Here is a 26,129-nt window from a genome sequence, read left to right as displayed (position 1 = left end):
TGATCGCCATGGCGGCCTCCTTTCCATGGGCGTCGATGAAGGCCTTCGGCCAGGAAGGCGCCACTCCACTGTCGAAAGTTGAGCGCAAGAACAAAGCACCGGTTTCGAAGACCGTGCTTCAAGTGAAGATTCCCAAACCGGTCGAGACCAAGCTCAAGAACGGTCTCGCAGTGCTGATCGTGGAAGACCACCGCTTCCCCGCGGTTCAGGCCGAGCTGCGCCTGCGCGGTGCCGGTGCGTTGTTCGAGCCGCCGGGCTCCCCCGGTTTGGCCGGCGCCACCGCGGAGATGCTCCGCGAAGGCACGAAAACGCGCACCAGCGAGCAAATCGCCGAAGAGCTGGACCGGCTGGGCGCTACATCGTGGGCCGCTTCCGGTTTTGGCTCTCCGGATGTCGTACTGGGCGCATCGGGATTGAGCGCCAACTTCGACGCCTGGTTTGCCTTGCTCAAAGATATTCTGTTGCATCCCGCTTTTCCGGCTCACGAGCTGGCGCGCAAGAAGCAGCGTCTCAAGGTCCAGCTACGCCAGCAGAGATCGTCGTCGGGCTTTCTCGCCGAAGAGCGCTTCAGCCGCGCCGTCTTCGGCAGCCATCCGGCGGCGGTCGTCTCGCCGACCGCCGAAGCGGTGGAAGCGCTTACTCCCGAAGCCCTTGCGGCGTGGCACCGCGAACGCTATTCTCCGCGCAATTCTATTTTGGCTATCGCGGGCGATGTCCGGCCCGCCGAGTTGATCCCCAAGCTCGAACAATTTCTCGGCGACTGGCGGACGGCCGAGGTGAAAGAAACATTGCCGCCGAACCCCGCTCCCGCCTCCGCCCGCAAAATCTATCTCGTGGATCGCCCCGACTCCGTGCAGACGACGGTGATTCTGGGGGACATCGCCATCGACCGCCGCAGCGAGGACTACATCCCGATGGTCGTGTTGAACCATCTGTTAGGCGGCGGATCGGCGTCGCGTCTTTTTCTCAACCTGCGCGAGGAGAAGGGCTATACGTACGGTGTTTACAGCAGTTTCAGCGCGCTGGAATATCCCGGTCCGTGGCGCGCCGGCGGCAACATGCGCACCGAGGTCACCGAGGGCGCGCTGAAGGAATTTTTTTACGAGATTCGCCGCGTGCGCGAGGAAAAAGTAACCGACGGTCCCCTTGAGGAAACCAAAAGATCCGTGGTGGCGAGCTTCGCGTTGTCGCTCGAACGGCCGGCGCGCGTGCTCTCGTTCGCGCTCACGCGGAAAATCTACCATCTCCCCGACGACTATTGGGACACCTATCCGGCCAAGATCGTGGCGGTCAGCGCCGACGATGTCCAGCGCGTCGCGCGCAAATACTTGAACCCGGAAACGCTGCAACTGGTCGCCGTCGGCGACGGCCGCAAGATCAAGCCGATGTTGGCGAAGTACGGCGCGGTCGAAGTGTACGACAGCGCCGGCGCCGCGGTCTCAGCGCCGCCCCTTTAGGTCGCTACTTCTTCTTCAATCGCGCGCAGCAAATTCTCGGCGGCCCTCTCGCCGCTGTGAACGCAGTCGGCGATGCCGACGCCGCGATAAGCGTTTCCCGCGAGCGCCAGGCCGGGGAGCTTCTTCACCTGCTCTTCTATCCGCTCTACTCGTGCGAGATGGCCGACGGGGTACTGCGGCATGGAGCGCGGGTGGCGGTGGATGCGGCGGAATAACGGCTCCGCCGTTATGCCCAACAATTCCGCCAGCTCCTGCCGCACGCCGGCTTCCATGGCCGCGTCGTCCTGCTCAAATAAAAAAGGCTGCAACGCGCCGCCGACGAACGCCCTCAGCAAGACGAATCCATCCGGCGCTCTTCCGGGATATTTTACGCTGCTGAAGGTGCAGGCGAGGATTTTCCGCGATTCGACGGCCGGCGCGATCAGGCCGAAGCCCAGAGCGGGTGGAATCTCGTTCTCGCGATACGCCAGGTTCACCGTCGCGGTCGAGCCGTAGGGGATCTCGCGCAGCTCTTGAGACAACTCAGGCGCGACCGAAGAAAGCATCGCCGCGGCAGCATAGGCCGGCGTCGCCAGGATCACGCCGTCGGCTTCGAGCTGGCCGCGATTGGTCGCGGCGACCCAGTTTTTCTTTGCGCTGCTCCACGTAAGGCCGATGACGTGCGCGCCCAGCTGCACGCTTCGATCCGGCAGACGACCGGCGAGGGTGTCGACCAATTCCCGCATGCCGCCCAACAGCGAGAGAAAAAGACTCCAGCGCGCTCCGCTTTCCGGCTGACGGGTGAGCGTGCGGCGGCGCTGCTCGCGCCACATCGCCCAGGTGACGCTGCGGCAGGCGCGCTCCATTTCCAAGAAGCGCGGCATGGTCGCGGCCAGGCTGAGTTTTTCCGGATCGGCGGCATAGATGCCGCCGATCAATGGCTGGACCACACGCTCCAAAGCTTCACGGCCAAAACGGCGGCGCACGAAAGCGGCCAGGCTCTCGTCCTCATGAGCGGCGCCGCGCGGCCGAAAGAGTTCGGAGGCCATGCGCAGCTTGCCGCGCCAGGAAAAAAGCCGTGTCGTTATGAAGGGCCGGATGCGCGTCGGCGCCATGAGCAGAAAACCTTCCGGTAGCGGCTCCAAGCGCCCAGTATGAACGACCGAGACGCTCTGTCGCGCGGCGTTTGTAGAGGTAAGGCGCGGGCCGAGACCGATGCGCTCGCATAAGTCGAGCGCCCACGGTTTTTCGGAAATGAACGAGTCCGGACCCGCCTCGGCGAGAAAATCGCCGACGCGCTCCGTCATGATGCAGCCGCCGAGACGCTCGCCGGCTTCGAGCAGAGCGATCTCCAAACCGAGATGATTCTCTGCAGTGAGTTCGGCCAGGCGGTGGGCCGCCGCCAGGCCCGAGATGCCGCCGCCGACGACGATGATCCGAGGGGTCATCGGGCGATCGGCGAATTCCCGGAAAGCGTCGCTTCAATCACGTCGGCCATCATGCGTATAAAGGTCGGGTGGTCGTTGGGCGCGCCGGCGCGCAAAAACTTGAGCCCCAGTTTCTCGGCGTTCTGTTTAGTTTCGATGTCGAGATCGTAAAGCACTTCGACGTGATCGGCGACAAACCCAATCGGCGCGACGATAACTTCCGTCGCGCCTTCGGCGGCGACGCTCTGAAGCGCCGTCAAGATATCCGGTTCCAGCCACACCTCGCCCGGATTGCCGCTCCGGCTCTGGTAGGCGATCGACCAGCGTGGGTGGTCGAGGCGCGCTGCTACGAGAGAAGAGCTCTCCTGAATCTCCTCGACATAAGGCGAGCGCTCGGCCATCGCCGCGGGGACGCTGTGAGCGGTGAAAATAAGCGGGATATTCGAGCGCTTCGTAGCTTTTTCCATCTCCTCCTCGATCTGGTCCGCCCATACTTGAATGAAAAGTGGATGGCTGTGCCAGCCGGGACAATAATCGATCGCCGGAGCGGACGCGCCTATCTCGCTTCGCGCCTCGGCTACGGTTTCTTGATACCGCTGCCAGCTCGCTTCGGTCTGATGCGGGGATAAAATAAAACCCAGCGCTCTCCTCACACCGCGATCTTCCATTCGATCGAGCGTTTCCGGGATCAACGGCCTCGCATGGCGGAAGCCGACATACACGGGAAGCGGCAAGCCGAGCTGCTTGAGAATATCCTCCAGTGCGCGCGCCTGGAGAAAAGTGATGTCGTTCAGCGGCGAGCGGTCGCCGACGGCTTCATAGTGGCGCACGACTTCTTCGATGCGGGCCTGCGGGACGGGATGGCCGCTGAGAACGCGCCCGAGGAAGGGCCGGATCTCTTCCGGCGCCGTCGGGCCGCCGAAGGCGAGCAGCAGGACCGCGTCATAGTCGAGCGCCATGCCGCTACTACCTCGCGCTAAGCTCGTGCACGGCTTGAACCATCGCAATCACGTGCTCGACCGGAGTCTCGGGTAATACCCCGTGCCCCAGATTAAAGATGTGTCCCGGCTTGCCGCCAGCGCGTTTTAGAATATCTTCGACACGCCAGCGAATTTCTTTGGGTTTTGCCAGCAGGGCCGCCGGATCCAAATTCCCCTGGATTCCGACATCGTTTCCGACCGCCGCCCAACCTTCATCCAGATGGATCCGCCAGTCGAGGCCGATGACGTCGCCGCCGGCTTCCTTGACGAGCTTGAGCATCCCTGCCGTCCCGGTGCTGAAGTGAATGACCGGCGTTCCCGGTGTGATGGCGGCGATTGTCGCCCGCGTGTACGGAAGGACATATTTCCGATAATCATCGGGCGAAAGACAGCCGGCCCAACTGTCGAAAAGCTGGACCGCGTCGGCGCCGGCGGCGATCTGGGCGTTGAGATATTTTCCGACGGCTGTTGAAAGGCGCTCCATCAGGGCGCGCCAGGCGCCTGGGTCGGAGTAGATGAGTCTCTTGGTGAGGAGATAGTTGCGCGAGCCGCCGCGCTCGACGATATACGACGCCAAAGTAAACGGCGCGCCGGAAAATCCGATGAGAGGCAGCTTGTTGCCGAGCGCCGCGCGGCTCCTGCGCATGGTCTCCATGACGTACGATAAGGCTTCTTCCGGTTCGAATTCCTGAAGCTGTTCGACGTCGGTGCGGCTGCGAATGTGAGCCTCGATGACCGGGCCGTCGTCTTTCGAATACTCCAGCCCCAATCCCATCGGCTCGAGGATCAGCAGAATATCCGCGAAAAGTATCGCGGCATCGACGCCGAGCCGGTTCACTGGAGATATAGTGATCTCCGCGGCCAAATCGGGCCGCTTGCACAGATCGAGAAACGAAAACTCCGTTCTGAGCTTGCGGTACTCCGGCATGTAGCGTCCGGCCTGACGCATCAGCCACACCGGGGTGTAAGGAGTCTTCTGACGGCGGCAGGCGGCGAGAAAGGGATGATTAGGATTGGTCATGGTTAAGGAATCGACATCGATTTCCGTAATGAAACTCTAAGAGGGTTGCCGTCTAAAAGTCAACGCGTCTTGTTGCGCGGCGTCGCAGCGCCAATGGCGTCCTCGCCGTACTTGTCGCGCAGGCGATCGATGCCGCGATACAATTTTTCCAAGGAGCGGCGCTCGTCGACATCGAAGAGAGATTCCTGCCAGCCCGTGCTTAAAAGCGAACTGGCGCTGACGCCGAGGAGCCGGACCGGACGATCCGGGGAAAGATTTCTGTTCAAGAGATCGCCGGCCACCTGGAAGATCTGCCGGTCGAAGCAGGTCGGACTCTTAAGCGTCCGCGACCGGGTGATGGTCTTAAAATCGCTGTAGCGGATTTTTACCGTGATGCAGCGGGCAAAGAGTTGCTCGCGCCGGAGCCTCTTCCCCACTTCCTCGACAAGCTCCCACAAGACCTTTTCCATATCTTCGATTCGTGCTAACGGTTTGTCCAGGGTGGTCTCGTTCCCGATCGAGTGATCGCGCGCCCGGTGGCGGGCGCCTCCGGTATCAAAATCGAAGAACCTTCTCTTGAGCTCGGGGCGCTGCAGCAAATCGCCGATGGTTTTGATCCCGCGGCGGAGCAGCTCTTTCTCGGCCTTGGGGCCGACGCCCGGTACCAGCGACACGGCCAATGGCGATAAGAAGGATTCTTCCGTGCTCTCCAAGACATGGATCAAACCGTTCGGCTTGGCCAGAGTAGCCGCGATCTTGGCGACGACGCGGCTGGTTGAGAGACCACCAGAGGCTGGGAGATCCAGTTCGGTTTTTATCTGCCGGATGATCCGTCCTGCTGTCTTCAGCGGCGGGCCCAACAGCTTTTCCGTTCCGGTGAGATCGACGATGCCTTCGTCGATCGAGATCGCGCGGACAACCGGCGAGTACTGTCTGAGAATCGCGAATACTTTTTCCGAGTATTGGCTGTAGAGTCGGTGCCGGTTGGCTAGAAATATTCCTCGCGGACAAAGCCTTCGCGCTTGAAAGCCCGGCATCGCGGAATGAACGCCGTACTTTCTCGCTTCGTAAGATGCCGAAGTCACGACTCCCTTGCCGCTTTTTCCCCCGACGATGACCGGTTTGCCTTTGAGCTCCGGCCTGACCGCCTGCTCCACGGAGGCGAAGAAAGCGTCCATATCGAGGTGAAGATACGAGCGCATCGCCGCCTCTAGCTATGGGCCGGTTGCTTCCCGCCGCGCACGGCGGAGAAAAAAACCGACAGCAGAGTGAAAAAGTTGATGAAATGGATTGTATGATTGAAGTTCTTGAGAAAAATATCGGGCGCCGCGCTCCAGGCTTGCGGCGATTCAATTTGCTCTTGGCTCAATCCTGCGGCGGCTAGGCCGTAAGTAAAGATGGCCGCGGCGAACGCAATTCCGGACGCGCCGCCGATGCGGCCGGTCGTGACCGTCATCCCCGAAGCCGCGCCGATCTTGTCTTTCGGCACCGAGCCAAGAATCGCGCTTTGATTCGGGGAATTGAACATCGCCCAACCGAGGCCGGTAAGCGCCAGCGGAACCATGACCCGGAGGGCCGTGGCGTCGAGATCGAGCGACGCGATGAAAAACTGCGCCGTCACGATGCAAACTGCGCCTGTGGTGCAAAGCAGGCGCGAGCCGATCCGATCCGAAACCCAACCAGCCAGCGGCGCGAACATGACGATAACAACCGAGTTGGCGATCGGCGCCAAGCCCAAGTTCGCCTTTTTTTGTGCGTCTTCCACGGACGATGTCGGGTAATGGCGTGCTACAGGAACCACAGTCCTATAGCATAAACAAGGAAAGGAAACTTGCGAAACTTGGAAGGAGAGTGAACAACCGGGATTATTCACGCGATCAGCCCTCAAGCGCGAGCCACTCCGGGCGAGGTCAATAGTTTCTCTGCCTCGAAGGCCGCCCGCGCCGGCCACCCAATAGTGCTTACTCCATAGGCTGGGGCCTGCCGTGTCACTGCACGTCCCTGTGCCCTCGCCCTCCAAGCTCGCACTCTCGGGCTGCTTCGCCTCCATGCGGGCACGGGTCGAGGGGGCGAGCCTGAAAGCCGCAGGCACAGGGACGTGGAGGCCCAATGACTGGCGTGGTGCTTGGCAGACCGGACACAGGTATTTCGGTTGGTAGGTGCAGGGCGAACGGTTCGACAGAATTCTCAAGGCACTGACCTATTCCGCCAGAGGCGGATCAGCCTCAGGCTGAGCCTGCGGATTGAAGGCTCGCCCCTGAGGAACCGGGGAATGGTTTCTATGTAAATAAAATTCCCGGTGCGGTGCGGGGAAGCAGGCGTCAGTGGAGGACCGCTTCGGACGGTTGATCGTGAGTGTTGCCGCCGCGGCGGAAGACAAGCTCGCTTCCGTCGGAATCGACCGTGACCTTGTCTCCTTCGCTGAATTCTCCTGAAAGAATTTTCATCGCCAGGGGATCCTGAATCAATTTCTGGATGGTTCGCTTCAGCGGACGCGCTCCATAGATCGGATCATAGCCTTTGTCGGCAAGAAACGCCTTTGCCGCCTCGGTCACTTCGAGCCTGATCTTTCGTTCGGCAAGCATCCGCTGCAGACGCTTCAACTGAATATCCACGATCTGCTTGATCTCTTCCCGTCCCAGCGGGTTAAAGATGACGATCTCGTCGATCCGGTTGAGGAACTCCGGCTTGAAAGCCTCGCGCAGGGCCTCGGTTACGCGCCGCTCCATCTCTTTGCGGTTTCTGTGGCCGAGATCCTGAATAAACTGGGTCGCCAGGTTGGAGGTCATGATGATCACGGTGTTCTTAAAATCGACCGTCCTTCCCTGACCGTCGGTCAAGCGCCCGTCTTCCAAAATTTGCAGCAACACGTTGAAAACGTCGGGATGGGCCTTTTCGATCTCGTCGAAGAGAACGACCGAGTAAGGCCGGCGCCGGACGGCTTCGGTGAGGTAGCCGCCCTCTTCGTAGCCGACATAGCCCGGAGGCGCGCCGATCAGCCGCGCGACCGAGTGCTTTTCCATGAACTCGGACATATCGAGGCGAACCATCGCCTGTTCGTCGTCGAAAAGAAATTCCGCCAGGGCGCGGCACAGCTCGGTTTTCCCTACGCCCGTCGGACCTAGAAAGATAAACGAGCCGATGGGCCGGTTCGGGTCCTGTAGGCCGGCGCGCGCGCGCCGCACGGCGTTCGAAACCGCCTGGATCGCCGGGTCTTGACCGATCACGCGGAGTTTTAAACGATCTTCCATCTTGAGGAGCTTCTGAACTTCCCCTTCCAGCATCTTCGACACCGGAATTCCCGTCCACTTTGCGATCACCTCGGCCACGTCTTCCGCGTCCACCTCTTCCTTCAGCATCTTGCGGGTTTTTTGTAGCTCGACGAGCTTGCGGTTCTCCGCCTCCAGCTCTTTGTTGAGCTGTGTGAGAACGCCGTAGCGGAGCTCGGCGGCGCGGTTTAAATCGCCGCTACGCTGCGCCTGTTGCTCTTCGACCTTGGTCGCTTCTATCTTCTCTTTCAAAGCGCGGATCCGCTGGATCGCCTCTTTTTCTTGTTTCCAATGAGCTTTCAGCTCGTCGGATTGGGCGCGCAGATCGGCGATCTCCTTCTCCAGGCGGGTGAGCCGCTCCTTCGATGCTTTGTCGCTCTCGCGTTTCAGCGCCTGGCGCTCGATCTCGAGCTGCAGGATCTTGCGCTCGATCTCGTCGATCTCCGTCGGCATGCTGTCGATCTCGATTCTGAGGCGCGACGCGGCCTCGTCGATCAGATCGATCGCCTTATCGGGTAGGAAGCGGTCGGTGATGTAGCGGTGCGACAACGTGGCGGCGGCGACGATCGCGCTGTCGATGATGCGCACGCCGTGATGGACTTCGTATCGTTCTTTGAGCCCGCGGAGGATCGCGATGGTATCTTCGACCGACGGTTCGGGCACCACGATCGGCTGGAATCTTCTTTCGAGCGCCGCGTCTTTTTCGATCCGCTTGCGGTACTCGTCGAGCGTCGTGGCACCGACGCAGCGCAGCTCGCCGCGGGCGAGCGCGGGCTTGAGCATGTTCGAGGCGTCCATGGCGCCCTCGGCCGCGCCCGCGCCGACCAGCGTGTGAAGCTCGTCGATGAACAGAATGATCTGGCCTTCCGCTTCGGTGACTTCTTTAAGGACCGCCTTCAGCCGCTCTTCGAATTCGCCGCGAAATTTCGCTCCCGCCACCAAAGCCCCCATGTCGAGAGCCACGAGCCGTTTGTTCTTCAATCCTTCGGGGACGTCGCCGTTCACGATTCTGAGCGCGAGCCCCTCGACGATGGCGGTTTTTCCGACTCCCGGTTCTCCGATCAGCACCGGATTGTTCTTGGTCCGGCGCGAGAGCACCTGGATGACCCTGCGGATCTCCTCGTCGCGGCCGATCACGGGATCGAGTTTTCCTTTGCGCGCGAGATCGGTCAAATCGCGGCTGTATTTTTCCAGCGCCTGATATTTTTCTTCGGGATTGGGATCGGTGACTCGCTGTGACCCGCGAATGTCCACCAGGGCCTTCAGGATCCGGTCTTTGGAGACGCCGAGCTCGCGGAGAATTTTTCCCGCTTCGCCGTCGTCCTCTCCCATGGCCATCAACAGGTGTTCGATCGAGACGTACTCGTCTTTGAGTCCTTGGGCCGCGCTTTCGGCCGTTTCAATGGTTTTTTTGAGCCGTGGAGCTATGTAGGTCTGTCCGGCGGAGGCGCCGGTTACTTGGGGAATACGGTCGAGGGCTTTCTGGACCCGATCGACCAGAGTCGTTAGCGGGACGCCCAGCTTCTGCAATAGAGAAAAGGCGACGCCCTCTTTTTGGCCGACGAGCGCCATCATCAGGTGCTCCACGTCGATCGCCTGATGGTTGCGCTTTTCCGCCAGGGATTGGGCGTTCTGTAAGGCCTCTTGAGATTTTACGGTGAGCTTATCCAATCGCATGACGAAAGAAATTTAATCACGTCAAAATGACGCGTCAAGGAAGGTTAAGGAAAAAATATTTGGGAACTCGTCGTCGCGGGGGAGGCCGCAATGTCGGCGGGAGCCCTTACTTTTCAGGGGACTTTTCGGGCTCGAAAGGTTGTAGCGTTTCTTTCTGAGGCTCTTCTTGCCTTCCGTTGGAAGAGCCGTCGACCACCTGGAAAGGCCGCAGAGCTTCTTCCAGGGGCTGGAGGATCTGTGACGTCAACACGATGCCCTTTCCCTTGGAGATATTGAACTCATATTCGGCGGGCTCGGCGGCGGTGCCGCGCATCTTCTTGATCCACAGAGTGCGGATGAATTTTTCGCCCAGCCGGACCATCCTTAGGGCAAAAACTCCGGCTGCGAGAAATTCCTCGATGCTGCTGGTTTCCTGGTCCCGTCTCGAGTGGGAACTGAGCAGATTGGTGGTTTGCAGTTGACTTTGCAACAGTTGAATCAGCAGCCTGGCTTGCTCTTCGGAACGGCCCGCGGAGGTATCGGATCTGATCAGGGGACCCACGGGATCGATGGCCAGCCGCTGCGCTTGCATTCTGCTGGTATGGCTTGCGAGGTCCGTGACGATTCGTTGAACGTCCACTTCTCTTTGGCTGACGGCGCCGGCCCGGGCGCTGAAATAAGGCGAAGCATCCAGTATGACCAGCCGTTTGTCCTGAACATAAGGTTGCAAGTCCCAACCCAGAGAGGCTGCGGAGTCCAGGATATCGCTCGGCCGCTCATCAACGGTGACGTAGACGCCTTTCTCGCCGTTTACGAGTCCCTTCAGTAAAAATTGCAGGCAAGCGGTGGTTTTACCCGTCCCGGCGTCGCCTGTGACGACATACGACTTCTCCCGCAGGAAACCGTCTTCCAACAACGGATCGAGCCCATCAATGCCGGTCGCTATACGCCTTTTTGACATCGATGACATTTTAGCAAAACCCGGTTTGGTTTGGAAGCTGGTGATTTGCTTGGCCGTCGGCTTTAACTTAGAATCGGATAGTTATGTCTTACCGCTTCAGAAGCAATATTGCCGCCGTCCAGGGTTATGTCCCGGGTGAACAGCCGCGCGAGGGCGATTTTATCAAGCTCAACACGAACGAGAATCCCTACCCGCCTTCGCCGCGCGTCCTTTCCGCCTTGCGAAAGGCCGCCGACCGTTCACTCCGTCTTTATCCGTTGCTCTCGAGCGACGGCCTTCGATCGGTTGCAGCCTCTACATACGGCGTTTCGCCGCAAAATATAATAGTCGGAAACGGTTCCGACGAGCTGTTGTCGATCCTGATGCGCTGTTTTGTCGGCGCGCATGACCGGGTCTTCTATCCCGAGCCGACCTACAGTCTCTATGACACTCTGATAGCGATTCAGGAAGGGGTCAAGGTGGCGATTCCCTATCCGGCCGACTTTTCCATGCCCGAGGAGCTTTTTTCGCAGACGGCGGCGCTGACCTTCGTCTGCAATCCCAACTCGCCCTCCGGGACTTTGCTCCCGCTCGAGGCGATCGAAAGACTGGCCCGGACGATCACCGGCGTCCTGGCGGTGGACGAAGCGTACATCGATTTTGCCGACGGCGGGAAGGTCTCGGCCATTTCACTGCTTCAGAGCAATCCGAATATCGTCGTGCTCAGGAGCTTCTCGAAATCCTTCTCCTTGGCCGGCATGCGCATCGGCCTCGCCTTCGCCGCCGAAGAAATCATCGCGGGGATGAACAAGGTCAAAGATTCGTATAATGTGAATCGTCTGAGTCAGATAGCGGCGGCCGAGGCGCTCGGCGATCTACCGTGGATGCGTCGCAACGTCCGGCGAATTCAGAAGAGCCGGAAAAAATTGACCGCGGGTCTTAAAAAGATGGGCTTTCGGGTCTATCCTTCTCAGGCGAACTTCGTGATGGCCCGCCGGGAGGGGGAGAATCAAAAAGAGCTGTACGAAGAGCTAAAGCGCCGGAGAATTCTCGTCCGCTATTTCGATCAACCGGGGCTTCATGATTGCCTGAGGATCACGGTCGGCGCGCCCAGTGAGGTGAAAACGCTGCTTGAGCAGATGGCCGCGATCGGAAATGGAAAAGGAGACCACGTATGAAGCCGATAAAAGTCACCGAGCTTGACCACATTGTCCTCAACGTCAAAGACATCGACCGCTCGCTCGATTTCTATGCCAACGTGCTGGGCCTCAAGATCGAGCGGCTGGACGAGTTCCGCGCCGGCAAGATCGGCTTCCCCTCGGTGCGCATCAACGAGCATACGATCATCGACCTCGCGCGGTTGAAGGACAGCAGCGCCTCGCCGGGAAACGGCGAAAACCTGCAGCGCAATCTCAACCACTTTTGCCTGGTGGTCGAGAAAGAAGATTTCTCCGGGATCGTGGATTACTTGAAGGGTCATAACGTTGCCATCCTGAATGGGCCGATCTCGCGCTGGGGCGCGCGCGGCCGGGCCACTTCGGTCTACTTTCACGATCCGGACGGCAACGAGATCGAGATCCGGTCTTATTGAATTTTCTCGTACGCTTTGTCTTCCCTGTCTGCTTTGGTATAGTCCGCTTCTTCGCGATCTATGTCGTCCCTCTTGATCAAAAACATCGGCGCGGTGGTTACCGGCGATCTGAAAAACCCTCTGCGCCGCGCCGACTCGATTTACGTCGAAGACGGCATCGTCCGCGTGATCGGCAACGGCATCGGCGAGCGCGCGGACGCAGTCATCGACGCCCAGGGGATCACCGCGATTCCCGGCCTCGTCGATTCCCATTCGCATCCCTCGATCGGCGAATACACGCCGGCGCAGAACTCGCTCACGTGGATCACCAACTACATGCACGGCGGCGTGACGGCGCTCATCTCGGCCGGCGAATTACATCTGCCCGGCCTGCCGCTGCCGCCCGACGCGCGCACGGCGCTTGCGCTCGCGCTTGTTACCAAGCGCTGCTACGACAACCTTCGCCCTTCGGGCGTCAAAGTTTTCGCCGGCACGCTTTTGCTGGTGCCCGGGCTCATGGAAAAGGATTTCGACGAGATCGCCGCGGCCGGCATCCGCCTCGTGAAGTTTATTTTTTACGATTACAGCCTCTTACCCAACGGCGAAGCCGGGCGTTACGTCCAGTGGGCGCGGGTGCGCGGCATCAAAGTGAAGATTCATTCGGGCGGCGTGTCGCGCTCTGGGGTGAGCCAGATCGCCGGCTGGAAGATCGTGAACAAGATCAAGCCGGACGTGATCGGCCACATCACCGGCGGACCGATTCCGATGGCCGAGGCGGAGATGGTTCGGATCGTTGCCGAGACCGATTATCACGTCGAGATTTGCAGCTCCGGCAACTATCGCATGGCGCTGAGCCTCGTCCGCGCCGTCAAAGCGCACAACGCCTACCACCGCGTGCTCATCGGCACCGACACGCCAGGCGGGACCGGTATCATTCCGCGCGGCATCTTGCGCGAGATCGCCTTTTTGTCTTCGGTCGGCGAGGTGCCGCCGGAGGCGGCGATCTGCATGGCGACCGGCAACGTCGGCCGCGCGCACGGCCTCAACGTCGGCTTGATCGAAGAAGGCCGGCCGGCGGACATCGTCCTGCTGCACAAGATCACCGGCTCGGTGGCGAAGGACGCGCTCGACTCCTTCGCCAAGGGCGATCTGCCCGGCATCTCGATGGTGATCATCGACGGCGAGATCCGCGTCGCCGGCAGAAGCCAGCAAACCCCGCCGCCCGAGCGTGTAGCGGTAGAAAAGATACCCTCTCCCCTTCCCTCTCCCTCAGGGAGAGGACGAGGGTGAGAGAAAGGAAAATTATGGAATTCGGCGTGGGCCTGTTTCCCACTGAACCGCTTCAGAAGATGATCCAACTCGCCAAGCTATCCGAAGAGCTGGGCTTCAGCCACGTCTGGATCGGCGATTCCCATTTAATTTGGCGCGAGGCCTACGTCAACATGGCCGCCGCGGCGTTGAACACGACCAGGGTCAAGCTCGGCACCGGCGTCACCAATCCGCTGACGCGCCACCCGTCGGTCGTCGCCAGCGCCTATGCCACGCTGGAAGAGCTGGCGCCGGGGCGCTTTATCGTCGGCATCGGTCTAGGCGACAGCTCGGTCGAGACGATGGGAATGAAGCCGGCGAAGCTCGGCTATTTCGAAAAGACGATCCGCCAGATGCGCGCGCTGCTCGGCGGGGAAGAAGTCCAATTGGAGACCGGGAAGATTCACCTGAAGCATCCCAGCAAAAATAAAATTCCCATCTACATCGCCGCGAGCGGGCCGAAGATGCTGGAGCTTTCCGGCCACATCGCCGACGGCATCATCGTACTCGTCGGCGTCGCCGACGAATATCTGCGCCAGGCGAAGGAAAAGATCGAGGCCGGCGCGAAGGCCGCGGGACGGGAGTTGAGCGACATCCATCTCGTTCTCTGGGTGCCGTGCGCGGTCTCGGATCAGGCGCCGGCCAAAGACGCGGTTAAAGCGCACGTCGCGCGCGTGGTCGCGCATCCGCAGCCGTACGTGCTCGACGCGAAAGAACAGAAAGTGCTGGAAGAGATCCGCAAAACCTACGACTACTACCACCACATGGATCAAGAGGCAAACCACGCCGAGGTGATTCCCGACTGGCTGGTAGACAAGTTCGCCATCGCCGGCACCGTCGCCGAATGCCGCGCTCAGGTCGAGCGACTCAAAAAATCCGGCATACAACAAATCGCCATTATCCCTTACAGCCCGCCGGGCGGCAGCCGCGAAGAGACGCTACGCGGGTTTGCGAAGGCAATTCGGTAAAGTCTTCGCTATTGCTATTAAGGTTTCAGTCACTCCTTGTTATCCACTATCTCAATGAATATTTTTTCTCTTGTGGCGGCGTCCTGCATTTTGGTGAACAGAGCCTCAAAGGCGACCCTGCTCTCGCCGATGAAATCCGGCTGCTTCATCCTGCCGACGAGGATACATCCTTCAGTGTCCGCGTCCGTATTTCCTGGGTAAATGCGAACGCCTTCGAACTCCGGCACCTTCAACAGAAACGGCAGCGGCCGTTTGAAGCGCTCGGAAAAATTGATGACCACCTCGTAAGTGCCTGCCGGTATCGCCGTTATGCCCTTGATCTTGACCGGCCGAACACAATCCTCGAGCGTAAAGCACTCAAATTCTCCATCGATGAGAAGATCTCCGATAGTGCTCTTTTCCGTAAACTCTTTTCTGGCAAGAGGTCAGGTCACCGAAACCTCCTAGGCTTTCGTCTTGTTTGGATAGGGACAGAGGTCCTGGATCTCGCAGACCGGACATTTAGGTTTTTTCGCGACACACACGCGCCGGCCGTGGTACTGAAACAAGTGGCAGAAGCGCACGCGCTTGTCCTCCGGCACCAGTTGCATCAGATCGAACTCGATCTTGTCCGGGTTCGTATTGTTGGTCAGGCCGAGCCGCTGCGAGAGGCGCATCACGTGCGTATCGACGCCGATCGCCTGACGGCCGAACGCGTTGCCGAGGACAACGTTGGCGGTTTTGCGTCCCACGCCGGGGAGCGTTAGAAGGTCGTCGAGATTTTGCGGTACCTCGCCGTTGAAGTGGTCAACGAGCGCCGTGCAGCAGTCTTGGATGCGCCGGCTCTTCACGCGCGAGAAGTTGATCCGGCGGACTTCTTCGCCGAGCTGCTCAAGCGGCGCCTCGGCGTAGTCTTTGGCGGTGCGATACTTGGCGAAGAGCGCGGGCGTGATCTGGTTCACCAGACTGTCGTGTGATTGGGCGGCGAGAATCAGCGAGATGAGCAACTCCAGCGGATTGGTAAAGTCGAGAGCGAGCTTGGCGTCCGGATGGACCTTTTCCAAACGCTCGATGATCTCCTTTACCCGGGCTCGCGTCGCCTTGAAGTCGGGATTTGTTTTAGGTTGCGTCGCCATTTTGGTTTTCCGGTAAAGTATGTTAGCAGATTACAGACGGGAGGAAACAGTAGATGGAACTGAAAGAGCTTAGAAGACTTACCATTCCGAAGCTGCGCGATCTTGCCAAGGCGGAGACGGATCTTCAGGGCGTCGGCGGAATGGAAAAAGAGGAATTGATCAAGGCGATCGCCAAGGCCAAAGGCATCGCTTACGACGAGACCCATAAGGACGCCAACGCGATCCATTCGATCAAGCACGATATTCGAGCGCTGAAAAAGCAGAAAGCCGAACTATTGACCTCCTCCGGCGATGCCAAGAAGCTTAAAAAGGTCCAGAGAAAAATAAAGCGGCTGAAGCGGCTCACGCGCCATTTGGCGCACGAGACCAAGACGGCCCAGGCCGCCAAGGCGGCGGAACCCGCGGCGCCTGCACCGGCGGCCGCTCCCGCAGCCACGCCGCCGCCGGCAGCCCCAGAAACTCCGCCGGCAGCAGGATAATTGCGGAAGCGAGGCCTCACGGCGCTGGCTCTCGGGCGCGGTCAAGAGAGTAGTATTAGGCATTAGGGAATCTTCTATGAAGACGCCGTCTCCGCCTCGCGGCCGCGGCTCCGCCGATAACCCGAAGAACCGCTTCGAGAAAATCGAGCGGGTCCCCGAGCCGCTCGCCGCCGACGAAATCTCCTCTCCCGCGACCACCTTTCTTACCGACTCTTCCAAGTCGATCATCGCCTACAACGATAGCCCGGACGTGGGCTTCGACGCCAGCGTCAACCCTTATCGCGGCTGCGAGCACGGCTGCATTTACTGCTACGCGCGTCCCACGCACGAGTATCTGGGTTTCTCGGCCGGGCTGGACTTCGAAACCAAGATCATGGTGAAAGCGGATGCGCCCGAATTGTTGCGCAAAGAACTGGCGAGCCCCAAGTGGAAGCCGCGGGTTTTGGCGATGAGCGGAGTCACCGACTGCTATCAACCGGCGGAGAAAAAGCTCGGGCTCACGCGCCGATGCCTCCAAGTGTTGCTGGAATTTCGCAACCCGGTGACGATTGTGACGAAAAATTATCTCGTCACGCGCGACATCGACATCTTATCCGACCTGGCGCGTCATCGATGCGCTGCGGTTTTCATTTCCCTGACGACGCTGGACGAAAAACTTTCCGGTGTGATGGAACCGCGCGCCTCGCGCCCCGCCCGGCGTCTGGCCGCGATCTCCGCTCTATCTCAAGCGGGCATTCCCGTCGGCTACTTACAAGCGCCGATGATCCCGGGACTTACGGACTCCGAGGCCCCGGCGATCGCTCAGGCCGCCGCAAAGGCCGGCGCGCGCTACGCAGGCTATGTCGCGCTGCGTCTGCCGCATGCGGTAAAGGATCTCTTCGAAGAGTGGCTGGAACGGAACTATCCCGAAAAAAAGAATAAGGTGCTGAATCGCATTCGCACGATCCGCGGCGGCAATTTAAACGATCCGCAATTCAACAGCCGTATGAGGGGCGAGGGCATCTTCGCCGAACAGATGGCCGATCTGTTCCGCGTAGCGTGCAGGAAAGCCGGGATTGAAGAGAGATCGCCCGGCCTGAGCAGCGAGCAATTTCGTAGACCCAAGGAGCAGCTGAAACTCTTCGGCTAACTTTCACCCACCATCATACCCTGAAACATCCATTGAACTTAACGCTAAGGGGAGGGCGGGATAATGCAAGGAACCGGACACGGAGGTTCATTTGAATGGATCGCCCGCGCGAACGTCTAAATGGAACAAAGGGGGTGAATATATGAAAAGTATCCTAAGGTTGTTTGCAGTGGCTGCCGTAACGGTTGTGTTCGCCGGCGTTGCCCTCGCTCAGGGCAGCGGGTCTACCGGCACCACCGGAAGCGCGGGCATGAAGTCTTCCGCTCCGGCCAAGCCGGCTGAAGCCAAGCCGGCGGAGAAGAAGACGACGGCGAAGGCGAAGACCGCAACCGGCGAGCTTACCGCCGCCGATGCCAATGCGGGCACCGCGAAGGTGAAAAGCAAGGACAAAGAGCTCACGTTCACCGACGCTACCCCGAGTGCAAAGGAATCATTGGCGAAGGTCAAGGTAGGAGACACCGTGAAGGTCGCCTATGGCGAAGCAGAGGGCAAGCTTACTCTGCGCTCGATCGCGAAGAGCAAGCCGACGACGACGGCCAAGGCGGCTGAGACCAAGCCGGCGGAAAAGACAGCGAAGCCGGCCGAAGCCAAGCCGGCAACGAAGTAACACGGCTTCAGGTTCGATCCAGAGGGGGGCGCTCTTTGAGACGCCTCCCTCTTTTTTTTCTTTTACATCCCAACGATCCCTGATATTCCTCTCAAGTCAACGTAGGCTGCAAGTTCACCGGCAAATATAGATGCGCTCCCCTTCCCGTCCCTGGGCCATCGCGGCTCTGGCCTTCATCACGATGGGCTTTTCCCGCGGTCTCAATTCGTCATTCGGCGTTTTCTACGTCGCTCTTTTGGACTCTTTCGGCTGGAGCCGGGCGATCACGGCGGGGGTATTTTCGGTCGTGCTCATAGTGGACGCCGTGATCTCGCCGGTCGTCGGCCATCTTTTAGATCGCTTCGGCCCGAAAAAGATCGTCGGCGCAGGCTGCGTGCTTCTGGCTCTGGGCTTGCTGCTCAGCAGTCGGATTCAGAGCCTCTGGGAATTTTATATCTTCTTCGGCTTGGTTTCCGCTTTGGGGCTCAGCTTCATGGGGATGGTGCCCCATGTGGTGCTGATTTCCGAGTGGTTTTCTTCCAAGCGGGCTTCCGCATTGGGCGTCGTTTACGCCGGCACGGGCGTGGGCATTCTTCTGATAGCGCCTTTCACGGAGTGGTTGATTTCGACCTGGGGATGGGAGCGCGCGCTGGAGATTCTCGCGTTCATCGTAGTGATCGGCCTGCTTCCTCTAGTGTGGACTTTTTACCGCAGCGGGCCTTACGGAGAGGTGCGCGGCGAAGATAATAAGACGGGCAATGAATGGACCACGAAGCTCGCCTTGCGGAGCGGCCAGTTTTGGTTGATCTTTTTCGCCCGGGTCTTCGCCGCGGGCGGCACGACCGTGATCGTCACGCATCAAATCGCGCACGTTGTCGATATCGGCTACAGCCGCCTCTACGCCGCGACCATCTTCGGCCTCATGGGCATGACCAGCACCGCGGGACGGATGGTATTCGGCTACGTCGCCGATCTGTTTTCCAAGCAGGGCGCCTACACGCTCAACATTCTGACTACACTCGTCGGCGTCGCGGCTCTGATGATCGCCCATGATCCGTCGCAACCTTGGCTGCTCTATGTCTACGTCATTTTTTTCGGCATCGGCTTCGGTTCCAGAGCCGTGATTTTTTCCGCGCTCGCCGCGGATATTTTTTCCGGCAAGGGGTTCGGCGCTATTTTCGGCTACTCGGTCATCAGCGTCGGCGTCGGCGGCGCTTTGGGGTCGTGGTTGGGCGGTTTTTTCTTCGACCTCAGCGGCAGTTATCTGGTTTCGTTCGCGCTCTCGACGGCTGTGCTACTGCTTTCCGACTTGTGCATCTGGCTGGTCACGGCCAAGTGGGTCGTAGCATACGATCAACGGCTCTGGTCGGGCGGTTGAAACGTCGCCCGCCCGGGAGTCTCTCTCCGTCCCGATGCGATACGTCAGTGTTACGCGGCGCGAGAGTCTAAATGAAGTTCTGAAGTACGCTTGATGCTTCCCGTCTCACGCATCGGTCCTTCGAGAAACTCCCGTGCCGGCTGAAAACTTGCCCGGATTATTCATACCACCGGTGATCCTATCAACGGAGTGTCATTTCCCCCGGTTCCGCAGCGGGCGGGTCTTCCAGCCGCAGGCAATAGGTCAGTGCCTCATGGACTCTGTCGAAACATTCGCACTGCAGCGAACAATCGAAACACCATGTCCGGGATGCCAAGTACCTCGCAAGCCATTTAACCTCCGCGTCCCTGTGCCTGCGGCTTTCATCCTCGCCCCTGCGGAACCGTGCCCGCGTGGAAGCAGAAAGCCCGAGAGCGCGAGCCCGAAGGGCGTAGGTAGGGCACAGAGACGTGGAGCACACGGCCCTTCGATAGGCTCAGGGTGGTGAGCGAAGTCGAACCACAGGCCCCTGGCAGATGGAATTAGCACCCCTTGGGGTGGCAGGCGAGGGCGGCCCTCGAGCCACAGAAACTATTGCCCTCGCCCGGAGCGGCTCGCGCTTGAGGGCTGATCGTGAATAATCCGGGCTTGCAATCTATCCGGCCGGCCGGACGCGGCACAGATAAGACCGGTGGGGCAACGAGCCGCTGACGGGATCGGCCAGCTCCGTGCCGACAAGGACGCTCGGATTGGCGCCATTATCGGCGTATGGATCGTAGCCTGGTCGGTCGAGGGAGCGGCACTCCTGCCACCAGCCGTGCTGGCAGCAAACGACGCCGGGAATGATTCTGTCTGTCACATGGGCGCGCACGCGAATCGCGCCTCTGGGACTTTCCACGATCATCCAATCTTTGTTCTTCACTCCGTACGTCGCTGCTGTCTCCGGGTGAAGCTCAGCCGTCGGCTCCGGCGACGATTTTCTCAGCGCGGGCAGCGCCCGGAGCTGGCTATGGATGAAAGTCGTGAACTTCGCGTTCGTGAGCACCAGTGGAAAATCTCCGGCGATATCCGGCCGGCTCGCCGGACTCATCGCCGGCTCTTGATAATCCGGGAGCGGCGGATAGCCGTACTCGGCGAAGCGGTGCGAATAAAGCTCGACCTTGCCCGAAGGCGTGGCGAAGCCCCGGAACTTTCCATTCTCACTCAATTCAGCGTGTTTTTGGTAGCGTGGTGCGATCGGGACAGTCACTCCGCCCGGAGAATTTTTTAACTGATCGAGCGAAATGCCGGTCGGAGAGAGCTCATGGACGTAGCCGGCTTCGATGTCGCCGTTCCAGAAGCGCCCGGCGAGGCCGAGGCGCTTGGCCAGCTCGAAGACGATCCAGGTATCCGAGCGGCGCTCGCCCAGCGGCGGAACGACGGCGGGCCGGTATTGCAGGTGTAGTTTTCCCTGCCGCCGGTGCTCGAAGCCGTTCGAGAGATTGCTTGTCTCGAGAAAAGAAGCCGCCGGCAGGGCGTAATCGCAAAGCGCCGCCGTCGGCGTCATGAACAGGTCCGTCGCGACGGAAAACTCCAGGGCGCATAAGGCCGCCCGCGCCCGGCGCGAGTCGCCGGTGGACATCACCGTGTTCGAGCCGAAGTTGAGCAGCGCTTTGACGGCATAGGGTTTCTCGTCGAGAATCGCCGTAAAGATATCGTACGCGGCGCAGTTGCCCGGCTTGGCCGGCGGGCCGAGCGGTTTTTGCGCCAGACCGATCCTCTCAGCCGCGGCATCTTTGGGCAGGAATTCTTTCCCGTCGACCACGTTCAGCTTCGGCTTGGGGAAGACCACGTTGCCGCCCGGCTGGTCGATGTCGCCGAGAAGAGCGTAGAGCACGGCGATCGCTCGGCTCGTCTGGGTCGCGTTGGTGTGTTGTCCGACGCCGTTCCACATGTACATGCTCAGCGGCCGGTTGTGCGCCAGCAGCAGCGCCGCTTGCCAGACTTTCTCCGCCGGAACTCTGGTGATCGGCGCGGCGCGCTCCGGGGTGTAGCGCGCGGCGGTGCGGGCAAGAGCCTGGAGAACTGTCTCGCAGGGAATCTCCGCGCCGTTCTCACCGCGCACGGACTTCTCGGCGAAGAGCAGCGGCCGGAGACGATCTTTCTCCGATATCCCGGAGGCGGGATCGTACAGCACCGGTCCGTCCGAAATTTCATCCCACATGACGTAGCGGCCGCGCGCGCCCGACGCCGAGATGTCCGCTTCGGTTAAAATCTCGCCGCTGTCGCGGCGCAGCAAAAAAGTCCCGTTGGTCCACTTCCGGACAAAATCCGCGTCGTACCAACCCTCTTCCAGAACCGCGTGAATCAGCGCCAGCGCGAGCGCGCCGTCGCTTCCTGGGCGAACCTGAAGCAGAATATCCGCCTGGCCGGCGATGCCGACGCGGCGCGGATCGACAGCGACTATTTTCATCCCTCGCGCTCTCGCCGCGACGATGTCGTGTGCCAGAATCAGAGACGTCGAGCTGGGATTATGTCCCCAGAGGAGAAACGCGCCGCTCTTCTCCAAATAGGGTGTCGGCAGATTGGTGCCGAAGGTATAGCTGAAACCCGTGTCCCTGTGCCAGTTGCAGACGTGCGTGGTCGAGACCCAGTTGGGGCTGCCGAAGCTGTAGAGCAGCCGGCCTAGCCAGCGCTCGGCGTCATCGAGCGACGTGCCGCTCTTGGTTCCTTTGACCAACGCGACGGCCCGGGCGCCGTGTTGCTCGCGGATTTTTAGTAGTCTCTTGGCGATGTCATCGAGCGCTTCATTCCAGCCGACTCTCTGCCAGCCGGGGTCCGGATCGCCTTTGGGCCGCGTGCGCCTGAGCGGATAATCCAGCCGGTCGTGGTGGTAGAGAAGCTCGGGCGCGGCCTTGCCTTTGATGCACATGACGCCGCCATGTGGGTGGTCATGATCCGGATCGAGCCTGACGACGCGGCCGTTTTCGACGGTAGTGATCGTCGCGCAATGCGCCGTGCATAAAGCGCAGTAGCCGCGGACGGTATAGGAGGCTTCGACCGATCCATCCATGGTCAGAAGATACTGCAACGGCGCTAGAGAATCCAGTTTTTCGTTTGAGCCTCCCTGTCGAAGTTGTTAAGTTGGATTAAACGGAGTTTTCGTCGTGGATGCTCGGCTGCGAGAGGGTATTCGTCTGTTCAACGCAAGGCGTTATTTCGAGTCGCACAAGGCGTTGGAGGAATATTATCAGCGCGCGGAACAGACGCACAAGCCGTTCCTCGAAGCTCTCGTCCAGTTGGCCGCCGCGCTGCGCCTGGCGCGCGATTTCGACGAGGCGAAAGGGCCGGCGCGCATGGTGCGCCAGGCGCTGATTCGCCTGGAAAACTACCGGCCGGTTTATCTCGGAATCAAAGTGGCCGGCCTGATGCAGGCGATGGAGGCCTGGGCCAACGAGACCGATAAAAGCGGCCAGGCCGCTGCGAGCGTCCCGAAAATTTCCATGCAATTCTTCGGACTTTTTTAGCCATGTCTCTGAGCGAAAATATCGAGCCGCTGATCGGCGGTCGCTGGACCGGAGAAAAGAGGCTTCGCGGCTTGCAAGGCGGCGCGCGGGCCTACCTTCTAGCGCGCATCGCCGAAAGACGGCGCGAGCCGATCGTCGTCATCGCGCCGACGGCGCGCGAGGCCGAGCAGCTCTTTCTCGACCTCGGCTTTTTTCTCGGCGAGGAGCCGGCGGCGGCGCCGCTAGAGAAACGGCTTCATCTATTTCCTTCCTGGGAAATCCTGCCGTTCGAGAATCTCTCGCCCCACCCCGACAGCATCGCCGCCCGGCTCGAAGGGCTTTACCGTCTGCTCGAAGGACAGGCGCCGATTCTCGTCTCGACTCCGGCCGCTCTGATGCAGAAGGTCATTCCCAAAGAGGCGCTGAAGCGCTCCTATCGCTATCTCGTTCTTGGAGAGGATAGCGCGCGCGAGGGGTTGCTCGAACACCTGGCGGGTTGGGGATACCAGAACGTTCCGTTGGTGGAAGAGCGCGGCGATTTCAGCGTGCGCGGCGGCATCGTGGATATTTTTCCGCCCGACTATTCGCTCCCGCTGCGCCTGGAGTTCGGCGGCGACCGCCTGGAATCGATCCGCGAGTTCGATCCCGTCACACAGCGCTCGAAAAAAGAGCTTCAGGAGCTTCTCATCCTGCCGATGAAAGAGTTTTCTACCCGGCGGAACGATATCGAGGCGATCGCCAGAGAGATCGACAAGCGGGCCGCCGACCTGGAGATGGATAGGAAAGACAAAAACTCGCTGCTCGAATCGCTACGGGAAGGCGTTCCCTTCGGCGGCATGGAATTCTTCGTTCCCTATTTTTACCCGGAGCTGTCGACCGTCTTTTCGTATTTGCCGACCGAGACGATGCTGTGGATCGACGAACCTCCTCATGTTTCCGCCGAGGCCGCGCGCTTCGAGCATCTGGTCGAGCAGATGGCGGCGCGCGCCAAGGAGCAGGGACGGTTCGCGCCGCCGGGCGAAAGGCTTTATCTGACCGCGAAGGAATGGGAACGAGCCCTCGATCCGTTGGCTCGACTGGCGAGCCAGTCGCTTGACGTCACTCCAAGCCAAGCCGAATACACTGCCGCGATGGTCCTCAACGCCTACGTCAATACCGATCTCCACGCCGAGATGGCTTCGCTTCAGAATAAAGAACCGTCGCTCGCTCCCCTACTGGCGCGCATCAAGGAATGGGAAGGCGAGCGGATTTTCATCGTCGCGCCCACGCGCAGCGAGGCGACGCGGCTCAAAGATCTCCTGGCCCACTATGACCTGCATTTTTCTTTGAAGCAGGGTGGGGGGTCGTTGATGAAGTCCGGCAATGAAGAAAGGACCCGCGTATTATTGGTGGGAAATTTAACTCAGGGTTTTCGCCTTCCCGAAGAGCGCCTGGTCGTTATCACCGCCGACGAAATCTTCGGCAGCAAAAAAAGACCGACAGCGGGAAGCAGGAGAAGCACTCCCGGCCATTTCATCACGAGCTTGAGCGAGCTCAAGCTGGACGACACGATCGTTCATCTGGATCACGGCATCGGCATTTACCGCGGGCTTAAATTTCTCAAAGTCGCGGATACCGAAGGCGAGTTTCTCCATTTGGAATACGAAGGCGGCGACCGCCTCTATCTGCCGGTGGACCGCATCAACCTCGTCCAGAAATATATCGGCGGCGAAGAAAACAAGCCGGCGCTGGACCGGCTGGGCGGAACTTCCTGGGAAAAGGTCAAAGCCAAGACGCGGAAATCGGTCCTCGAGATGGCGCACGAATTGGTCGAGCTCTATGCCGCGCGCGAAGTCAACGAAGGCCACGCGTTTTCGCCGCCGGACCACCTCTACAGCGAGTTCGAGGCGTCGTTCGAGTTCGAGGAGACGCCGGACCAAGAGAAGGCGATCCGCGACACGCTCAAAGACATGGGCGAAAAAACGCCGATGGATCGCCTGATCTGCGGCGACGTCGGATACGGCAAGACCGAAGTCGCGCTGCGCGCGGCCTTCGTCGCGGTCATGAGCGGGAAACAAGTCGCGGTGCTGGCTCCGACGACCATTCTCGTCCAGCAGCACCTGCAGACTTTCCGGCGGCGCTTTCGCAACTACCCGATCCGGATCGAGACCTTGAGCCGCTTTCAGACGTTCACGGGGACCAAGCAGGTGCTGCAAGATCTATCCAAAGGGCTCGTCGATATCGTGATCGGCACACACCGGCTGCTGCAAAAGGACATCGTCTTCAGAGAACTGGGTCTCGTCGTCATCGACGAGGAGCACCGCTTCGGCGTCGCGCAAAAAGAGCGGCTCAAAAAGCTCCGCCACACGGTGGACGTGATGAGCCTCACGGCTACGCCGATTCCGCGCACGCTGCATATGTCGCTCGTCGGCATTCGCGACTTGAGCGTCATCGAGACGCCGCCGCTCGACCGTCTGGCGATTCAGACGCACGTCTGCCGCTACGACGAAGGCGTCATCCGCGACGCGGTGCTGCGCGAGATCGAGCGCGGCGGCCAGGTTTTTTTCCTGCACAACCGCGTCGAGACCATCGACCGGATGGCGCAGAAGATCGCCGAACTGGTTCCCGAGGCGAAGGTCGCGCTGGCGCACGGGCAGATGCACCCGCGCGAGCTGGAGAACGTGATGCTCGATTTCATGGAAAACCGCGCTCAGGTTTTGGTCTGCTCCGCGATCATCGAGTCGGGCCTCGACTTTACCAACGCCAACACCATCGTCATCAACCGGGCGGATAAATTCGGTCTCGCTCAGCTCTACCAGCTCCGCGGGCGCGTCGGGCGCTCGCACCGGCGCGCCTACGCCTATCTCTTGATCCCCGGCGAAAAAGTCATCACGCGGGAGGCAGAGAGAAGATTGAAAGCGCTGCAGCAACTGGACGATCTCGGCGGCGGCTTCAAGCTCGCGCTCGAAGATCTGGAGATCCGCGGTGCGGGAAATCTTCTGGGGCGTGAACAATCCGGGCAGATCGCCGCGGTCGGCTTCGAGCTGTACACGGAGATGGTGGAAAAAGCGGTGAGCGAGCTGAAAGGCCGGCCGGTGAAGCCGGAGGTCGAGCCGGAGATCCGTCTCGGCATTCCAGCCTATTTCCCCGACGACTATGTTCCCGACGCCAACCAGCGGCTGCTTTTTTACAAGCGGCTGGCCAGTCTCCGCGACCTGCCGGAGCTGGAGGGAATCAAAGAAGAGATGCGAGACCGCTACGGACCCTTTCCGGACGTTGCGGAGAATCTTTTCCGCGTCATGGACCTTAGGCGGACGCTCAAAGATTACCTCGTCGAGCAGATCAGCTACAAGGACGGCCGGGTCGCGCTATTGTTTCATCGCGAGTCGCCGGTCAAGGTCGAGCGTTTGGTCGAGCTTGTCGGCAAGAACGGCGGCATACGGCT

The 26,129-nt window shown here is 60.1% G+C and carries 20 protein-coding genes and 1 pseudogene; 11 read left to right on the top strand and 10 right to left on the bottom strand.

Annotated elements, in window-relative coordinates:
- Positions 1 to 8: 8 nt before the first annotated feature.
- Positions 9 to 1,457 (top strand): pitrilysin family protein, encoded by a 1,449-nt coding sequence (locus tag VGL70_17630; protein ID HEY3305345.1) that lies wholly within the window; start codon positions 9 to 11, stop codon positions 1,455 to 1,457.
- Here the strand turns inward: VGL70_17630 and hemG are convergent.
- The 7 genes from hemG to VGL70_17595 all read right to left on the bottom strand — a co-directional run bounded on the left by hemG (position 1,454) and on the right by VGL70_17595 (position 10,729).
- Positions 1,454 to 2,884, bottom strand: coding sequence for a protoporphyrinogen oxidase (gene hemG, locus VGL70_17625; GenBank protein ID HEY3305344.1), 1,431 nt, complete (start codon positions 2,882 to 2,884; stop codon positions 1,454 to 1,456). The genes VGL70_17630 and hemG overlap by 4 nt on opposite strands.
- Positions 2,881 to 3,822: a ferrochelatase gene (gene hemH / locus VGL70_17620; protein ID HEY3305343.1), complete on the bottom strand. Its 942-nt coding sequence runs from the start codon at positions 3,820 to 3,822 to the stop codon at positions 2,881 to 2,883. Before hemH ends, hemG begins: the two co-directional genes overlap by 4 nt.
- Before the next feature lie 7 nt (positions 3,823 to 3,829).
- Entirely contained in the window at positions 3,830 to 4,864 is a 1,035-nt protein-coding gene (hemE, locus tag VGL70_17615; protein ID HEY3305342.1) for a uroporphyrinogen decarboxylase, read from the bottom strand.
- A gap of 59 nt (positions 4,865 to 4,923) precedes the next feature.
- Positions 4,924 to 6,045: a DNA polymerase IV gene (gene dinB / locus VGL70_17610; GenBank protein HEY3305341.1), complete on the bottom strand. Its 1,122-nt coding sequence runs from the start codon at positions 6,043 to 6,045 to the stop codon at positions 4,924 to 4,926.
- A gap of 8 nt (positions 6,046 to 6,053) precedes the next feature.
- Complete coding sequence (locus VGL70_17605; GenBank protein HEY3305340.1) at positions 6,054 to 6,608, bottom strand: MFS transporter; 555 nt, start codon at positions 6,606 to 6,608, stop codon at positions 6,054 to 6,056.
- Positions 6,609 to 7,164: 556 nt separating this feature from the next.
- Positions 7,165 to 9,789: an ATP-dependent chaperone ClpB gene (clpB, locus tag VGL70_17600; GenBank protein HEY3305339.1), complete on the bottom strand. Its 2,625-nt coding sequence runs from the start codon at positions 9,787 to 9,789 to the stop codon at positions 7,165 to 7,167.
- A 106-nt stretch (positions 9,790 to 9,895) separates the two neighbouring features.
- Positions 9,896 to 10,729, bottom strand: coding sequence for an ATPase domain-containing protein (locus VGL70_17595; protein HEY3305338.1), 834 nt, complete (start codon positions 10,727 to 10,729; stop codon positions 9,896 to 9,898).
- An 83-nt stretch (positions 10,730 to 10,812) separates the two neighbouring features.
- On the opposite strand from VGL70_17595, the gene hisC reads away from it, so the two are divergent.
- From hisC to VGL70_17575, 4 genes are read left to right on the top strand one after another with little or no spacing between them, the layout of a single operon-like run.
- Positions 10,813 to 11,886 (top strand): histidinol-phosphate transaminase, encoded by a 1,074-nt coding sequence (hisC, locus tag VGL70_17590; protein ID HEY3305337.1) that lies wholly within the window; start codon positions 10,813 to 10,815, stop codon positions 11,884 to 11,886.
- A complete protein-coding gene (locus tag VGL70_17585) occupies positions 11,883 to 12,299 on the top strand; it encodes a VOC family protein (GenBank protein HEY3305336.1) in 417 nt (138 codons plus the stop codon). The genes hisC and VGL70_17585 overlap by 4 nt, the downstream gene beginning before the upstream one ends.
- A gap of 60 nt (positions 12,300 to 12,359) precedes the next feature.
- Positions 12,360 to 13,568: an amidohydrolase family protein gene (locus tag VGL70_17580; GenBank protein HEY3305335.1), complete on the top strand. Its 1,209-nt coding sequence runs from the start codon at positions 12,360 to 12,362 to the stop codon at positions 13,566 to 13,568.
- Positions 13,565 to 14,554, top strand: a complete 990-nt coding sequence (locus VGL70_17575; GenBank protein ID HEY3305334.1) for an LLM class flavin-dependent oxidoreductase — start codon at positions 13,565 to 13,567, stop codon at positions 14,552 to 14,554. Before VGL70_17580 ends, VGL70_17575 begins: the two co-directional genes overlap by 4 nt.
- A gap of 29 nt (positions 14,555 to 14,583) precedes the next feature.
- Here the strand turns inward: VGL70_17575 and VGL70_17570 are convergent.
- Both VGL70_17570 and nth read right to left on the bottom strand, forming a co-directional pair.
- Positions 14,584 to 14,964 (bottom strand): annotated as a pseudogene (locus VGL70_17570) (DUF5675 family protein).
- A gap of 33 nt (positions 14,965 to 14,997) precedes the next feature.
- On the bottom strand, positions 14,998 to 15,669 hold the full coding sequence (gene nth, locus VGL70_17565) for an endonuclease III (protein HEY3305333.1): 672 nt from the start codon (positions 15,667 to 15,669) through the stop codon (positions 14,998 to 15,000).
- 53 nt (positions 15,670 to 15,722) lie between these two features.
- On the opposite strand from nth, the gene VGL70_17560 reads away from it, so the two are divergent.
- From VGL70_17560 to VGL70_17545, 4 genes are all read left to right on the top strand, one after another.
- A complete protein-coding gene (locus VGL70_17560; GenBank protein ID HEY3305332.1) occupies positions 15,723 to 16,148 on the top strand; it encodes a Rho termination factor N-terminal domain-containing protein in 426 nt (141 codons plus the stop codon).
- Positions 16,149 to 16,224: 76 nt separating this feature from the next.
- Positions 16,225 to 17,277, top strand: coding sequence for a PA0069 family radical SAM protein (locus tag VGL70_17555; protein HEY3305331.1), 1,053 nt, complete (start codon positions 16,225 to 16,227; stop codon positions 17,275 to 17,277).
- Positions 17,278 to 17,419: 142 nt separating this feature from the next.
- A complete protein-coding gene (locus VGL70_17550) occupies positions 17,420 to 17,884 on the top strand; it encodes a hypothetical protein (protein ID HEY3305330.1) in 465 nt (154 codons plus the stop codon).
- Between the two features lie 130 nt (positions 17,885 to 18,014).
- Positions 18,015 to 19,241: an MFS transporter gene (locus tag VGL70_17545; protein HEY3305329.1), complete on the top strand. Its 1,227-nt coding sequence runs from the start codon at positions 18,015 to 18,017 to the stop codon at positions 19,239 to 19,241.
- Between the two features lie 634 nt (positions 19,242 to 19,875).
- On the opposite strand, the gene VGL70_17540 is transcribed toward VGL70_17545, so the two are convergent.
- A complete protein-coding gene (locus VGL70_17540; GenBank protein HEY3305328.1) occupies positions 19,876 to 22,290 on the bottom strand; it encodes a molybdopterin-dependent oxidoreductase in 2,415 nt (804 codons plus the stop codon).
- 76 nt (positions 22,291 to 22,366) lie between these two features.
- On the opposite strand from VGL70_17540, the gene VGL70_17535 reads away from it, so the two are divergent.
- A complete protein-coding gene (locus VGL70_17535; protein HEY3305327.1) occupies positions 22,367 to 22,726 on the top strand; it encodes a DUF309 domain-containing protein in 360 nt (119 codons plus the stop codon).
- A 2-nt stretch (positions 22,727 to 22,728) separates the two neighbouring features.
- A partial coding sequence (gene mfd / locus VGL70_17530; GenBank protein HEY3305326.1) for a transcription-repair coupling factor occupies positions 22,729 to 26,129 on the top strand: 3,401 nt, incomplete at its 3' end.

It is taken from the genome of Candidatus Binatia bacterium, from assembly GCA_036504975.1.
Taxonomy (GTDB): Bacteria; Desulfobacterota; Binatia; order UBA9968; family UBA9968; genus JAJPJQ01.
Note: the sequence above shows the minus strand (reverse complement) of the source record. Positions and strands in the feature narration are given on the sequence as shown.

Excerpts from the sequence above, each read along its gene's own strand:
- hemH (HEY3305343.1), bottom strand. The coding sequence starts at position 3,822 with ATGGCGCTCGACTATGACGCGGTCCTGCTGCTCGCCTTCGGCGGCCCG.
- VGL70_17595 (HEY3305338.1), bottom strand. The coding sequence starts at position 10,729 with ATGTCAAAAAGGCGTATAGCGACCGGCATTGATGGGCTCGATCCGTTG.
- VGL70_17550 (HEY3305330.1), top strand. The coding sequence starts at position 17,420 with ATGAAAAGTATCCTAAGGTTGTTTGCAGTGGCTGCCGTAACGGTTGTG.
- hemE (HEY3305342.1), bottom strand. The coding sequence starts at position 4,864 with ATGACCAATCCTAATCATCCCTTTCTCGCCGCCTGCCGCCGTCAGAAG.
- VGL70_17585 (HEY3305336.1), top strand. The coding sequence starts at position 11,883 with ATGAAGCCGATAAAAGTCACCGAGCTTGACCACATTGTCCTCAACGTC.
- nth (HEY3305333.1), bottom strand. The coding sequence starts at position 15,669 with ATGGCGACGCAACCTAAAACAAATCCCGACTTCAAGGCGACGCGAGCC.
- hemG (HEY3305344.1), bottom strand. The coding sequence starts at position 2,884 with ATGACCCCTCGGATCATCGTCGTCGGCGGCGGCATCTCGGGCCTGGCG.
- dinB (HEY3305341.1), bottom strand. The coding sequence starts at position 6,045 with ATGCGCTCGTATCTTCACCTCGATATGGACGCTTTCTTCGCCTCCGTG.
- VGL70_17560 (HEY3305332.1), top strand. The coding sequence starts at position 15,723 with ATGGAACTGAAAGAGCTTAGAAGACTTACCATTCCGAAGCTGCGCGAT.
- hisC (HEY3305337.1), top strand. The coding sequence starts at position 10,813 with ATGTCTTACCGCTTCAGAAGCAATATTGCCGCCGTCCAGGGTTATGTC.
- VGL70_17555 (HEY3305331.1), top strand. The coding sequence starts at position 16,225 with ATGAAGACGCCGTCTCCGCCTCGCGGCCGCGGCTCCGCCGATAACCCG.
- VGL70_17580 (HEY3305335.1), top strand. The coding sequence starts at position 12,360 with ATGTCGTCCCTCTTGATCAAAAACATCGGCGCGGTGGTTACCGGCGAT.
- VGL70_17630 (HEY3305345.1), top strand. The coding sequence starts at position 9 with ATGGCGGCCTCCTTTCCATGGGCGTCGATGAAGGCCTTCGGCCAGGAA.
- VGL70_17545 (HEY3305329.1), top strand. The coding sequence starts at position 18,015 with ATGCGCTCCCCTTCCCGTCCCTGGGCCATCGCGGCTCTGGCCTTCATC.
- clpB (HEY3305339.1), bottom strand. The coding sequence starts at position 9,789 with ATGCGATTGGATAAGCTCACCGTAAAATCTCAAGAGGCCTTACAGAAC.